This window comes from Priestia sp. JSM ZJ58 (genome assembly GCF_044383985.1).
Classification (GTDB): domain Bacteria; phylum Bacillota; class Bacilli; order Bacillales; family Bacillaceae_H; genus Priestia; species Priestia zanthoxyli.
Map to the genome: position 1 here is coordinate 3,395,811 of NZ_JBISEM010000001.1, position 13,528 is coordinate 3,409,338.

The window sequence follows — 13,528 nt, forward strand, 5'->3', positions numbered from 1 at the left end:
TTACATTATTCGATATAAGCCACCTTTTTCCTTTCCAAATTATCTCTTTATAAAACGCTTTCAAAAAATAGAAAATTCTGATATAATTGATAAAAAACAAGCCGCTAGCAAATAAAGCTAACGACTTCCTTTTTTTATTATTTCGTGTCAGCGTATTTTTTCTTTTTCGCTGCTTTTTCACGTTCATTTTTATCAAGAATTTTTTTACGTAGACGAATAGATTCTGGTGTGATTTCACAATATTCATCTTCGTTTAAATATTCAAGTGATTGCTCTAAAGACATAATACGAGGTTTTTTCATACCTGTTGTTTGATCTTTGTTAGCAGAACGCATATTCGTCATTTGCTTCATTTTACAGATGTTAACAACGATATCATTTTCACGAGTGTGTTCTCCTACGATCATACCTTCGTATACTTCTGTACCTGGCTCCACGAAAATTGTACCGCGGTCTTCTACGCCTTGGATTCCATAAGTAGATGATTTACCGCTTTCCATAGAAACAAGCACACCTTGACGGCGACCTCCAACTTGACCTTGCTGCATTGGTTGGTAGCTATCAAATGAATGGTTAATGATACCGAATCCACGAGTTAACGATAAGAACTCAGTTGTATAACCGATTAAACCACGTGCAGGAACCATAAAGATCAGACGAACTTGACCGCTGCCGTTGTTAATCATATCAACCATTTCACCTTTACGAGCACCCATTGATTCCATAATAGAACCCGTATGTTCTTCAGGCACGTCGATTTGCACACGTTCAACTGGCTCACAGCGAACGCCATCAATTTCACGAACGATTACTTCAGGTTTTGATACTTGAATCTCATATCCTTCACGACGCATATTTTCAATTAAAATAGATAAATGAAGTTCTCCACGTCCTGAAACGACCCATACATCCGGTGAATCAGTATTTTCCACGCGTAAACTTACATCTGTCTCAAGTTCAGACATTAAGCGCTCTTCAATTTTACGAGATGTAACAAATTTACCTTCACGACCAGCAAACGGTGAATTGTTTACTAAGAACGTCATTTGTAAAGTAGGTTCATCAATACGTAAAATTGGCAGTGCATCTTGGTGGTCAAACGGACATACTGTTTCACCTACGTTGATGTCTTCCATTCCTGATACAGCGATCAGGTCTCCTGCTTTTGCTTCTTCGATTTCAACACGCTTTAAGCCTAGGAAACCGAATAATTTCGTTACGCGGAATTGTTTTACCGTACCGTCAAGCTTCATTAATGCAACTTGCTGGCCTACTTTCATTGTTCCGCGGAATACGCGCCCTACACCGATACGACCAAGATAGTCATTGTAGTCAAGCATTGCCACTTGGAATTGAAGTGGTTCGTCGCTGTTGTCTACTGGTGCTGGAATGTGCTCGATGATTGAGTCAAATAGAGATGACATGTTCTCATCTTGCTTTTCAGGGTTCGTGCTAGCCGTTCCGTTGATTGCTGAAGCATAAACAACAGGGAACTCAATTTGTTCCTCACTTGCACCTAGTTCAATAAATAAGTCAATTACTTCATCAACTACTTCAGTTGGACGAGCAAAGTCACGGTCAATTTTGTTAACAACAACAATCGGCGTTAAGTTTTGCTCTAATGCTTTTTTCAATACAAAGCGCGTTTGAGGCATACATCCTTCGTATGCGTCTACTACAAGTAGAACACCGTCTACCATCTTCATAATACGCTCAACTTCTCCACCGAAGTCAGCATGTCCTGGCGTATCCATAATGTTGATACGCGTATCTTTATAATTAATAGCTGTGTTTTTCGCTAAAATTGTAATTCCACGCTCACGCTCAAGGTCATTTGAATCCATCGCACGTTCTTCAACATGCTCATTAGTACGGAATGTTCCGGACTGATGTAATAATTTATCTACTAACGTTGTTTTCCCATGGTCTACATGGGCAATAATGGCAATATTACGTAAATCTTTACGAATGTTCACGCATTTCACTCCTATGCTTGTAATAACTAAGCTATTATATCACACTAACTCTAGAATTGCAGAATGATTTTGTTGTACACTATAAATATCCGTTACAAATGGGAGGAATCAACATGAGAAACATTAAGTGGGTATTCGTTTTATATGCATTCATCGCAACTGCAGCTATTATGTCAATTGGCATATTTATCGGAGAAGGAAGCGCTCTCGGGGTCATTTTAGCTATCGTAGCTTTAATTGTTGTAATGGGTCTTGGCTTTACGACTAAGAAAAAAATGCGAGAAAAAGGGCAGCTGTAATTTTTTTGCGATGATTGAAAGCGTCATGGCCATTTGCAACATCAAAATGGTTCATGACGTTTTTTCATCACAAAATTCTTTGACTACACGTAAGTCTTCACTTCTATTTTATTTATTCCACTTTCCTTCAAGGTACGTACGAAAGATTTCGTCATGTAATGTTGGTTTGCTTACAAATACACTGCTTTTTTCAAGAATCTCTAACGGCTTCCCTTCTAAATCCGTCATGACTCCTCCAACTTCTTCAATCAACACTTTACCGGCAGCAAAGTCCCATGGAGCCAAACGTAAAGTAATGTATCCATCCAAGCGTCCAGCCGCTACGTAAGCAAGCTCAATAGCTGCGGATCCATATGAACGGGTCCCTCTTACTTTACGCACAAGCGGACTTAATACGGAAGGATCAATACGGCGGTTCTCCGTCACCCACGTTGCATTTAAGCTAATAATAGCTTCTTCAACTGGTACAGGTTCAAGTTTCGGCAATTGGATGTCATTCATAAACGCGCCCTGTCCTTTTAAAGCATGATACAGCTCATTATGAATAACATCATAAATATAACCTGCTTGTCCTACACCATTTTCGAATATACCGATGGAAATAGCAAAATTTCGCTGCTGATGAACAAAGTTCATCGTACCGTCGATCGGATCGATAATCCAAATCGTTCCTTCTTCTGATTCAAGCTCTTCCCCATATCCTTCTTCTCCGAGAATATGATGTTCCGGAAAGGTTTCATTGATTTTTGAGATAAAAAACTGTTCAATTTCTTTATCCATATTTGTTACTAAATCATTTGGATTCGATTTCGTTTGAATGAGAAGTTCTTTACTAAACGACTGTTGAATTTTTTGTCCAGCTTCTTTTAGCCACTCTTTAACGTATGTATCAATTTCTTTCCAGCGTTGTGTCATCTCAATTCCCCCTCAAAAATACGTCTCTTATTTAAGCTTAAAAAAACCTCTGCAAGATGTCAATTAACAGAGCACGTGGGAGAAGAACTGCCGCTTCTTCTCCCACGTGCTCTGTTACCACTTATGAATCTGCTCATTCAGTTTAATCCTTTTTTACAGTTTACCCATATTTGTTCTATTTTATTCCCGTGTCTGCTACTGAAGAGATATCATTTCTTCACGAAGTTTCTCGAGCTTTCGCTTACATTTTTGTTTTTGTTCCTCATTATTCTCCATCATGGCTTCATATAACGTCGCTAACTCGTAATCTAACTCCAACCGAATTACACCTAATCTTTTTTGTCCATCATTCTTCTTATACATATTCACCACTTGTTTCATGTTTCAAACACCCCTCTCAAATTATTGAACCCACTTATAGAAAACTAAATTTTCAGATATTTTGATTGATATAGTCTATGTCGAAACCTAATCTCATGCAACTAAATTGTGTGATTACCTATAAAAAAATGATAGACACGTTTTGACAAGCATATGCGAATTAATTGGTGTTTATGCTTTTCATGTGGTAGAATCTTCGCGTAAATCATACTTACTTGCATAGATGCACAGCAGCTATACATATTCACTAAAAAAACGGAGGTTTCACATGGCATTCTCAGGATTTTCACAAGATGACTTTAACGTATTCCGTATCGAGGGGCTTGATGCACGTATGGAAGCCATCAAGACAACGATACGCCCAAAATTCGAACAATTGAGCAATCATTTTGCTCCTACTCTTTCTTCACTTTGTGGAGATGAAATGTTCGTACACATTGCCAAACATGCACGAAGAACAGTTAACCCGCCAGCAGATACGTGGGTAGCCTTTGCTAACAGTAAACGCGGGTATAAAAAGCTCCCTCATTTTCAAATTGGCCTTTGGGAAACACACGTCTTTGTGTGGTTCGCCGTCATTTACGAATCACCTATTAAAGAACAATTTGGAAAGCTGCTAAAACAAAACATGGAGGAGATTTGTCAAAATATCCCAGACTCGTTTGTTTGGTCGAAAGATCATACAAAACCTGATAGTGAAAAAATGGGCGACTTATCTTCTGAAGACTTAGAGAGTTTGTTTGAACGTCTAGAGACGGTTAAAAAAGCTGAGATCCTATGCGGCATTACGATTCCAAAAGAAGAAGCGATTGCAATGAACGGCGAAGAATGGATGGCTCGTATTGAACAAACATTTCATACGGTAACTCCATTATATGAACTAACTAAAAAAGCATATGCATAATTTTAACGAATTGATATAAAAAAATGAGGGTGACACATAACGAAAGGAAGCTCATCGAAAGACCAATAAATGGGATACATAAGCTGAAAAACGCTTGTGACACCGCAGTTGATTTCCCTGCAAGACTTCGCTTTCCGCGGGCTGCCGGTGAGCCTCCTCGTTGCTTGCGCTCCTGCGGGGTCTCGCCTGTTCCGCTTTCCCCGCAGGAGTCTTCGCCTTGCCTTCCAATCAACTAGAAGAAACGAAACAGATAAACTCTATGTTCACCGTAACAAAAAAAACGAATCATTAATCAAACAATTTGATTAATGATTCGTTTTTTACTTCGGCTAAACTACTTTTGTCCCAGTCTCAGTTTTTACATTTTTATGATATCTCCAGAAGAAGCAGCCTTTGCTTTTTGAATCGTTCGATAAGAAGAGTATTTGCTTTGGTCTTCAAAATCGTTACAGATTGTTTTTTCTTCTGCTTTACTTGGCACAATTTCTTTAAATCGGCGATAGACTGCCATTAGGTGATCACGCTCAATACCTTTTTCATAAGCTCGTTCAATGCTTTCAAAAAACTTCACTACATCAATAATTTCTTCTGTACTCCAATCAAGGGAGATAGGGTATTGATATTCCACTTCTCATCACTCCATTTATTTCTTCATTCTATGTATATCTATATTCTTAACTCTATCACAATCTATAATGTACACAAAATTTATTCTCTTTTCACCCAAAAGAATTTCTCCTTTTTTTTCTTTTTATTTTCTCTTTAAAATATCTTTGCAAATAGGTTAATAAGTGCTATAATTCTTTTGTTTTATGGGGATTTTCAAAACATAAAGAACTATAAAATAATAAGTAATAAGCAGTTTACAATTACTTGTATTTTTTTAACTAAAAATTGTATTTATATTATCAAACAGTAGTAAACATACGCGTTTCATTCATTTATATAATGGTTAAAATCAAGAAAACTGCGGAGTAGAATTTCTGTTGAATTTCTTTTGTAGAAAAAAGATCTGATATTTTAATATGTATAATTCAACAGCCATTAGTTTTTGGTATATAAAATTGAATGCTGTAATTTGATAAAAAAACAATCAAAGTCCCTCTAAGCTTTGCTTAGAGGGACTGACAATTTATGATAAAAGAGGTGTATAGCAAAGTTGTCTTCTCAATTTTCAACTCCATTATTTACTGGATTAGTTAATCACGCTAAGAAAAACCCAACACAATTCCATATCCCTGGACATAAAAAAGGAAATGGAATGGATCCTGAATTCCGCTCATTTATTGGCGATGATGCTTTATCCATTGATTTAATTAATATCGGTCCCCTTGATGATCTTCACCAGCCAAAAGGCATTATCAAACAAGCGCAGGATTTAGCTGCAGAAGCATTTGGTGCTGATCATACTTTTTTCTCTGTTCAAGGAACGAGCGGAGCAATTATGGCAATGGTTATGGCGACATGTGGACCTGGAGATAAAATTATCGTTCCTAGAAACGTGCATAAATCTGTTATGAGTGCGATTGTTTTTTCAGGAGCTACGCCTATTTTTATTCATCCTGAAATTGACGAAAATCTTGGCATTTCTCACGGTATTACATCGGACTCTGTAGAAAAAGCCTTAAAGCAGCACCCTGAAGCAAAAGCAGTGCTTGTTATCAATCCAACTTACTTTGGAATTTCCGGAGACCTTCGTAAAATCGTAGAAATTGCCCACTCGTATCAAGTGCCTGTACTTGTTGATGAAGCTCACGGCGTTCATATTCACTTCCATGATGATTTGCCTCTGTCTGCTATGCAGGCCGGTGCAGATATGGCAGCAACAAGCGTGCATAAATTAGGCGGTTCTATGACGCAAAGTTCCATTTTAAACATACGCGAAGGCTTAATTTCTCCAAAACGCGTACAGTCTATTTTAAGCATGCTGACAACAACATCAACCTCTTATCTGCTGCTGGCTTCTTTAGATGTTGCACGAAAACGTCTAGCTACAGAAGGAAAAGAGCTGGCTGAACGTGCAATTTCTCTTGCTGAAAAAGCACGAAAAGAAATTAATACAATTGAGCATATCCGATGTATAGGCAGAGAAATTTTAGGCACAAAAGCTACGTATGATTTAGACCCTACTAAATTAATTATTTCTGTTTCAGATTTAGGAATTACGGGCTATGACGTAGAAAAATGGATGCGTGAAGCTCATAATATCGAAGTGGAAATGTCTGACCTTTATAATATTCTATGTATTATCACGCCCGGAGATACAGAAGAAGATCTTTCACGTCTTGTCACAGCTCTGCGTGAGTTATCCGCAAAATTCCATAACCTTTCTGAGACAACGGCAAAACCGGCTATTTTATTACCTGATATTCCTGTATTGGCTTTAACACCTCGTGATGCTTTTTACGCTGAAACCGAAGTGGTACCTTTTCATGAGTCAGCAGGTCGTATTATTGCAGAATTTGTAATGGTCTATCCTCCTGGTATTCCTATTTTTATTCCTGGGGAAATCATCACTGAGGAAAATTTAACCTACATTGAAACAAACTTAGAGGCAGGTTTACCAGTGCAGGGTCCGGAAGATTTTGAATTAAAGACATTTCGTGTCATTAAAGAACATAAAGCAATTCAATAAAAAAAGGTGCGAAATTCCGCACCTTTTTTTTATTGAATTAATCTAAATCTTCATCTGCTTTTTGACATTCTCCGCTTTTACATGTTGAGTATAATCGCGTCACTTTCTCATCTTCGAAATGATCAATTGTGCAGTTACATGTTTGACATACGATTGTTCCCATTTTGTAAACTCCCCTTTAACCGTCTTTTTTTGTAAGCGTTTTACAACTCTTGATATTATATTATTATGTCACATTAAATATGTCAACAACTAATTAGTATGTCACATTAAAAATATTTTTCTCATAAATGTTATATTTGTTTTCAAAAAACTGACCCCTTAGCATCATCTCTATTTATATGAAAAAACTATGTCTAATTTCATATCTATTTCGGCACTTTAAAATAATTACGAAAAATAAGAATTTGAGATCTTGCCTTTTTTTCTTACTAATAGGGTAGACATTTCATACAAACTTTACTAGAATGTATAACCATGTGGTTTCATGTATAGCTAAAAAGGTTATATGAGAAACTATGTTATGTAAAATAGAATAGGAAAGGAGTGATAATCGATGAAAAAACTGACTCCTGTTTTTATCATTTCGGTTATTATTGCTGCAGTATTTATCGTATGGGGTGTTATTCCGGAATCTGTGCTAGGAAGCGCAGCGCTTACACCTGTCACATCGGCAATACATAGTTTTATCATCGAGAAATTTGGCTGGTATTATTTATTAGCAGCTACATTATTCTTAGTTTTTACGCTGTACTTAATTTTTTCAAAGTACGGAAACATTAAACTAGGTAAACCTGACGAAAAGCCTCAGTATGGTTATGTCTCGTGGTTTGCTATGTTATTTAGTGCTGGTATGGGGATTGGACTTGTATTCTGGGGTGTTTCAGAACCAATCAATCATTTTCATACTCCACCTTCTGGTGAAGGCGGTACAGCAGAATCAGCTCGTGCAGCTCTACGTTATTCGTTTTTCCACTGGGGTTTACATCCTTGGGCTATTTATTCCGTTCTTGCACTGGCCCTTGCATATTTTCAATTTAGAAAAGGTTACCCGTTCATAATCAGTAATATTTTACGTCCACTATTAGGAAAACGTGTTGATGGACCTCTTGGAACGATCATAAACGTCATCGCCGTATTTGCAACTATTTTTGGGGTGGCAACATCTCTAGGACTGGGCGCTATTCAAATTACTGGTGGAGCCTCTTACTTGTCGCCAAGTATTGATAATAATTTCACGACTCAATTAATTGTTATTATTATCGTGACGTTCTTGTTCATGCTGTCAGCACAGACAGGTCTGAACAAAGGTATTAAGTATTTGAGTAACATTAATATTGTTTTAGCTATTCTGTTAATGCTATTCTTGTTATTTGCAGGTCCAACCAACTTTATTATGGACTTATTCGTTACAACAATTGGCAGCTACATTCAAAACTTGCCGTCGATGAGTTTTCGATTGAGCCCGTTTGATAACAGCACCTGGGTTCAAGATTGGACAATTTTCTACTGGGCATGGTGGATCGCCTGGGCACCGTTCGTTGGTACGTTTATTGCTCGTATTTCACGAGGTAGAACCATTCGAGAATTTTTAATTGGTGTACTAGCTGTTCCGACCGTATTTGGCGGATTATGGTTTGCCGTATTCGGAGGTTCTGGGGTCTACTTAGACTTTTTCAAGGATCTTCCTGTTATGGATGTTATCAATAATAAAGGAACAGAAGTTGCTTTATTCTACGTACTTGAACAGTTTCCATTTGGTACGTTCATGTCCATTGTCGCTATTTGCTTAATTGCTACATTCTTCATTACATCAGCTGACTCAGCTACATTTGTTTTAGGAATGCAGACAACAAATGGTGATCTAAATCCTTCAGGCTCTATTAAGCTTACGTGGGGCTTAATTCAATCGTTAACAGCAATCATTCTGCTTTGGACAGGTGGCTTGGATGCACTCCAAACGGCTGCGATTATAGCAGCACTTCCATTTTCAATTGTGCTGGTGTTAACGGTCTTCTCATTAATGAAAGCATTTAAAGAAGAAGGCGCATTAAAAAAAGAAAAGAAATCTGTGTAAGATAAAAAAAGCGTTAGCTTATATAAGCTAACGCTTTTTTTATGCACTCTTACGCCGTGCAAAATAAAATTAGTTGATAACACGTCAAGCAGACAGCTGACGTTGTGCCCGTCATCATAAGCGCCAGTCTTTTAGATTTAACGTTCATTTCTGCTATGCCGTAAGCTAAATAAGCAAATACTAAAAACAAAATAATTTTAGATGTCAATTGATCACGTTTTGATAGCAATTCAACCAGTGAATAACCTATCCAAATAACAATGTGTAAGCTCCAAACGAAATATGTCTTCATAGCTCCTTCGCCGCCTTTTCATTCGTTATCCAAAGAAGCAATTTTTTATCTACCTATAAGGAAAGCACGTCCCACTTCATATGTATGCATCTAGAGCTCATTTAAGACTGCCTCAGCGCTTTTTACACGTTTCTTCTAAAGGAGATACTCATCAGCAATAAAAACTGTCTGACAAGCATCTGATACTTGATGAAAACCGTTTTCTTCAAAAAAAAAGCTGATGCATACGCATCAGCTTTTTAAAAACATTATTTTACAATGTGAATTGGGCTTCCAATAGCTACTTCAGCAGCTTCCATTGTGATTTCACCTAATGTTGGGTGAGCGTGAATTGTTAATGCGATATCTTCAGCTGTTACGCCAGCTTCGATAGCAAGACCAAGCTCAGCGATCATGTCAGATGCGCTAGGTCCAGCGATTTGAGCACCAACAACTACTCCGTCTTCTTTACGAGTGATAAGCTTCAAGAAGCCTTCTGCAGCGTTAAGTGCAAGCGCACGTCCGTTAGCAGCGAATGGGAATTTAGAAGCTTTAACAGCTAATCCTTCTTCTTTTGCTTGTGCTTCAGTATAACCTACAGATGCAAGCTCAGGCTCAGAGAATACAACTGCTGGAATTCCTAAGTAGTCAATTTCAGCAGGTTCGCCAGCGATTACTTCAGCTGCGATTTTACCTTCGTAAGAAGCTTTGTGTGCAAGTGGTGGTCCAGTTACGATATCACCAATTGCAAAGATGTTGCTTACAGATGTACGAGTTTGGTTATCGATTTCGATAAGACCACGGTCAGTCATTTTAACGCCAACTTGCTCAAGACCAAGCTCATCAGTGTTAGGACGGCGACCTACAGTAACTAATACGTAGTCAGCATCGATTACTTTTGACTCTCCGCCTACTTCAAACGTAACTTGTACGCCATCAGCAGTTTCTTCAACACCTTTAGCCATTGCTTTTGTATAGATTTCAACGTTTCCTTTTTTCTTAAGGTTACGTTTAACAAGAGAGCTCATTTGTTTTTCAAAACCAGCTAAAATTTCATCAGCAGCTTCTACAAATGTAACTTCTGTACCGAAGTTAGCAAAAGCAGTACCAAGCTCAGTACCGATGTAACCTCCGCCGATTACAACTAATTTTTTAGGAACTTCTTTAAGCGCTAATGCACCTGTAGAGTTGATTACGCGCTCAGAGAATTTGAATCCAGGGATCTCGATTGGACGAGAACCAGTTGCAAGGATTGCATTTTTGAATTTGTACGTTTGTGCTGAATTTTCATCCATTACACGTACAGTTTCGCTGTCAACGAAGTAAGCTTCACCTTTTACGATGTCAACTTTGTTACCTTTAAGAAGGCCTTCAACACCGCCAGTAAGTTTGTTTACAACGCCGTTTTTGAATTCTTGAACTTTAGAGAAATCAACTGTTACGTTCTCAGCGATAATCCCCATGTCTTCAGAATGTTTAGCATGTTCAAAACGGTGACCTGCAGCGATTAATGCTTTTGAAGGAATACAACCAACGTTTAAGCATACGCCTCCAAGATTACCTTTTTCTACGATTGTAACTTTTTGACCTAATTGAGCTGCACGAATTGCTGCAACGTAGCCACCAGGGCCAGCACCAATGACAAGAGTATCAGTTTCGATTGGGAAATCTCCTACTACCATTTATTACGCCTCCATTAATAATAATTCTGGATCATTTAATAAACGCTTGATTTGGTTAAGAGCGTTTTGAGCTGTTGCGCCATCGATAATACGGTGGTCAAAGCTTAGTGATAATGCTAATACTGGAGCAATTACAATTTCACCGTCGCGTACAACTGGTTTTTCAGCGATACGTCCGATACCTAGAATTGCAACTTCTGGGTGGTTGATAACTGGAGTAAACCATTGTCCACCAGCAGAACCGATGTTTGTAATTGTACAAGAAGCGCCTTTCATTTCAGCAGGAGCTAATTTACCATCACGTGCTTTTCCAGCAAGGTCGTTAATTTGATCCGAAATTTCGAATACAGATTTACGATCAGCATTTTTCACAACTGGTACTAAAAGACCTTTTTCAGTGTCAGCAGCGATACCGATGTTGTAGTAATGTTTTTGAATTACTTCATCTGTAGAATCATCAATTGAAGTGTTAAGAGCTGGGAACTTCTTAAGTGCTGAAGTTAACGCTTTTACCACGTAAGGTAAGAATGTTAATTTAATACCTTGATCTGCTGCAACTGTTTTGAATTTTTTACGATGAGCAACAAGAGCTGTTACATCGATTTCATCCATTAATGTTACGTGTGGAGCAGTGTGTTTAGAGTTAACCATAGCTTTTGCGATTGCACGACGGATACCGCTCATTTTCTCGCGAGTTTCTGGTAGGTCGCCTTCAGGAATAGCTTGTGCTGCTGCTGCTTTTGGTTCAGCTGAAGCAGTTTCCTCTTTAGCTGGAGCTTCAGCAGTTGCTGTAGCTGTAGAACCACCAGATAAGAAGCTATCGATGTCATCTTTAACAATACGTCCGTTTTTACCTGAACCAGGAACAGCTTTAATGTCTATACCTTTTTCACGAGCATATTTGCGCACTGAAGGCATAGCAATTACTTTACGGTTAGGATCAACATCAGCTTGTGCTGCAGGAGCTGTTGCTTCTTCAGTCACTTCTTGAGTTGAAGCTTCTTCTTTAGCTTCTTCTGCTGGTGCATCATCATGATCGTCACCTTTGAATTTTAAGTCTTCGTATCCAGGAGCATCAAAAGTAACGATAACTTGTCCTACAGTAGCTACTGTACCTTCGTCAACTTTTACTTCTAATACTTTACCTTTTACAGGAGATGGGATTTCAACAACAGCTTTGTCATTTTGTACTTCTGCTAGTACATCATCCTCATCAATTTCATCTCCAGCTTTTACGAACCATTTTACAATTTCACCTTCGTGGATACCTTCACCGATATCCGGCAGTTTAAATTCAAATGCCACGTGTCTTCACCCTCCTAGTTAGTTGCGTTCAATTTGTTAGTGTTTATTTTATCTAAGACAGAAATCAGCACAAAGCTGATTTCTATCACAGTAAAATGCTAATTAAAATTCAAGTACTTTCTTAGCTGTTTCAACGATGTCTTTGTGGTCTGGTAACCATACGCCCTCAGCTTGAGAGAATGGGAACACAGTATCCGGTGCTGTTACACGTAATACTGGTGCTTCTAAGCTTAAGATTGCACGATCGTTAATTTCAGCTACAACGTTAGCTGCGATACCAGCTTGTTTTTGAGCTTCTTGAACTACTACTACGCGACCAGTTTTTTCAACTGATGCAAGAATTGTATCGATATCTAAAGGTTGAACTGTACGTAAGTCCACTACTTCAGCAGAGATACCTTCTTTTTCTAGTTCTTCAGCTGCTTTTAATGATGAGTGTACCATTGCACCGTAAGCGATAAGCGTTACGTCTGTACCTTCACGTTTCACATCAGCTGTACCTAAGTCAATAGTGTATGATTCTTCAGGTACTTCTTGACGGAATGAACGGTAAAGCTTCATGTGCTCTAAGTATACAACCGGATCGTTATCACGGATTGATGAAATTAAAAGACCTTTTGCATCGTATGGAGTTGAAGGAATTACAACTTTTAGACCAGGTTGAGATGCTACGATACCTTCTAAGCTATCAGCGTGAAGTTCTGGTGTATGAACGCCTCCACCAAATGGTGAACGGAATGTGATTGGTGCATTCCAGCGACCGCCAGAACGGTAGCGCATACGTGCAGCTTGACCTGATACAGAATCAAGTACTTCGTATACGAAACCAAAGAATTGAATTTCAGGAACCGGACGGAAACCTTGAGTCGATAGACCCACAGCAAGACCACCGATACCAGATTCAGCTAATGGCGTATCGAATACGCGATCTTCGCCGAATTCTTGTTGAAGACCTTCAGTCGCACGGAATACTCCACCGTTTACGCCAACGTCTTCACCAAAAACTAATACGTTTTCGTCGTTTTTCATTTCTGTGCGTAACGCATCAGTAATCGCTTGAATCATTGTCATTTGCGCCATGGC

Annotated in this window: 14 protein-coding genes; 4 read left to right on the forward strand and 10 right to left on the reverse strand. The window is 38.5% G+C overall.

Annotation, left to right across the window (positions count from 1 at the left end; all coding sequences use genetic code 11):
- Positions 1 to 137: 137 nt before the first annotated feature.
- Entirely contained in the window at positions 138 to 1,976 is a 1,839-nt protein-coding gene (gene typA, locus ACH6EI_RS17745; protein WP_013056066.1) for a translational GTPase TypA, read from the reverse strand.
- A gap of 113 nt (positions 1,977 to 2,089) precedes the next feature.
- Here typA and ACH6EI_RS17750 point away from each other — a divergent pair, with 113 nt between their 5' ends.
- Positions 2,090 to 2,275 (forward strand): YlaF family protein, encoded by a 186-nt coding sequence (locus ACH6EI_RS17750; protein WP_028414104.1) that lies wholly within the window; start codon positions 2,090 to 2,092, stop codon positions 2,273 to 2,275.
- A 108-nt stretch (positions 2,276 to 2,383) separates the two neighbouring features.
- On the opposite strand, the gene ACH6EI_RS17755 is transcribed toward ACH6EI_RS17750, so the two are convergent.
- The gene (locus tag ACH6EI_RS17755; protein WP_014460992.1) at positions 2,384 to 3,190 is read right to left on the reverse strand and encodes an inositol monophosphatase family protein; all 807 of its coding nucleotides are present in this window, start codon (positions 3,188 to 3,190) and stop codon (positions 2,384 to 2,386) included.
- 195 nt (positions 3,191 to 3,385) lie between these two features.
- A complete protein-coding gene (locus ACH6EI_RS17760) occupies positions 3,386 to 3,571 on the reverse strand; it encodes a hypothetical protein (RefSeq protein WP_013056063.1) in 186 nt (61 codons plus the stop codon).
- Positions 3,572 to 3,839: 268 nt separating this feature from the next.
- Between ACH6EI_RS17760 and ACH6EI_RS17765 the strand changes: the two genes are divergently transcribed.
- Positions 3,840 to 4,475, forward strand: a complete 636-nt coding sequence (locus tag ACH6EI_RS17765; protein WP_028414105.1) for a YktB family protein — start codon at positions 3,840 to 3,842, stop codon at positions 4,473 to 4,475.
- Here the strand turns inward: ACH6EI_RS17765 and ACH6EI_RS17770 are convergent.
- Both ACH6EI_RS17770 and ACH6EI_RS17775 read right to left on the reverse strand, forming a co-directional pair.
- On the reverse strand, positions 4,456 to 4,707 hold the full coding sequence (locus ACH6EI_RS17770; RefSeq protein ID WP_028414106.1) for a hypothetical protein: 252 nt from the start codon (positions 4,705 to 4,707) through the stop codon (positions 4,456 to 4,458). The genes ACH6EI_RS17765 and ACH6EI_RS17770 overlap by 20 nt on opposite strands.
- A gap of 126 nt (positions 4,708 to 4,833) precedes the next feature.
- On the reverse strand, positions 4,834 to 5,103 hold the full coding sequence (locus tag ACH6EI_RS17775) for a UPF0223 family protein (RefSeq protein WP_013056061.1): 270 nt from the start codon (positions 5,101 to 5,103) through the stop codon (positions 4,834 to 4,836).
- Positions 5,104 to 5,634: 531 nt separating this feature from the next.
- Here ACH6EI_RS17775 and ACH6EI_RS17780 point away from each other — a divergent pair.
- On the forward strand, positions 5,635 to 7,110 hold the full coding sequence (locus ACH6EI_RS17780) for an aminotransferase class I/II-fold pyridoxal phosphate-dependent enzyme (protein ID WP_028414107.1): 1,476 nt from the start codon (positions 5,635 to 5,637) through the stop codon (positions 7,108 to 7,110).
- Between the two features lie 37 nt (positions 7,111 to 7,147).
- Here ACH6EI_RS17780 and ACH6EI_RS17785 read toward each other — a convergent pair whose 3' ends face one another.
- Positions 7,148 to 7,273 carry a GapA-binding peptide SR1P gene (locus ACH6EI_RS17785; RefSeq protein WP_013056059.1) on the reverse strand — a complete coding sequence of 42 codons (126 nt, stop codon included), beginning with the start codon at positions 7,271 to 7,273 and terminating at the stop codon, positions 7,148 to 7,150.
- A gap of 393 nt (positions 7,274 to 7,666) precedes the next feature.
- Between ACH6EI_RS17785 and ACH6EI_RS17790 the strand changes: the two genes are divergently transcribed.
- On the forward strand, positions 7,667 to 9,187 hold the full coding sequence (locus tag ACH6EI_RS17790; RefSeq protein ID WP_028414108.1) for a glycine betaine uptake BCCT transporter: 1,521 nt from the start codon (positions 7,667 to 7,669) through the stop codon (positions 9,185 to 9,187).
- A gap of 49 nt (positions 9,188 to 9,236) precedes the next feature.
- Here the strand turns inward: ACH6EI_RS17790 and ACH6EI_RS17795 are convergent, their stop codons facing one another.
- The 4 genes from ACH6EI_RS17795 to ACH6EI_RS17810 all read right to left on the reverse strand — a co-directional run bounded on the left by ACH6EI_RS17795 (position 9,237) and on the right by ACH6EI_RS17810 (position 13,525).
- Positions 9,237 to 9,479 (reverse strand): hypothetical protein, encoded by a 243-nt coding sequence (locus ACH6EI_RS17795; protein WP_028414109.1) that lies wholly within the window; start codon positions 9,477 to 9,479, stop codon positions 9,237 to 9,239.
- Between the two features lie 248 nt (positions 9,480 to 9,727).
- Complete coding sequence (gene lpdA, locus ACH6EI_RS17800) at positions 9,728 to 11,140, reverse strand: dihydrolipoyl dehydrogenase (protein ID WP_013082295.1); 1,413 nt, start codon at positions 11,138 to 11,140, stop codon at positions 9,728 to 9,730.
- A gap of 3 nt (positions 11,141 to 11,143) precedes the next feature.
- Entirely contained in the window at positions 11,144 to 12,445 is a 1,302-nt protein-coding gene (locus ACH6EI_RS17805) for a dihydrolipoamide acetyltransferase family protein (RefSeq protein WP_099330765.1), read from the reverse strand.
- 102 nt (positions 12,446 to 12,547) lie between these two features.
- Positions 12,548 to 13,525: an alpha-ketoacid dehydrogenase subunit beta gene (locus ACH6EI_RS17810; RefSeq protein WP_013056055.1), complete on the reverse strand. Its 978-nt coding sequence runs from the start codon at positions 13,523 to 13,525 to the stop codon at positions 12,548 to 12,550.
- Between the last annotated feature and the right edge of the window lie 3 nt (positions 13,526 to 13,528).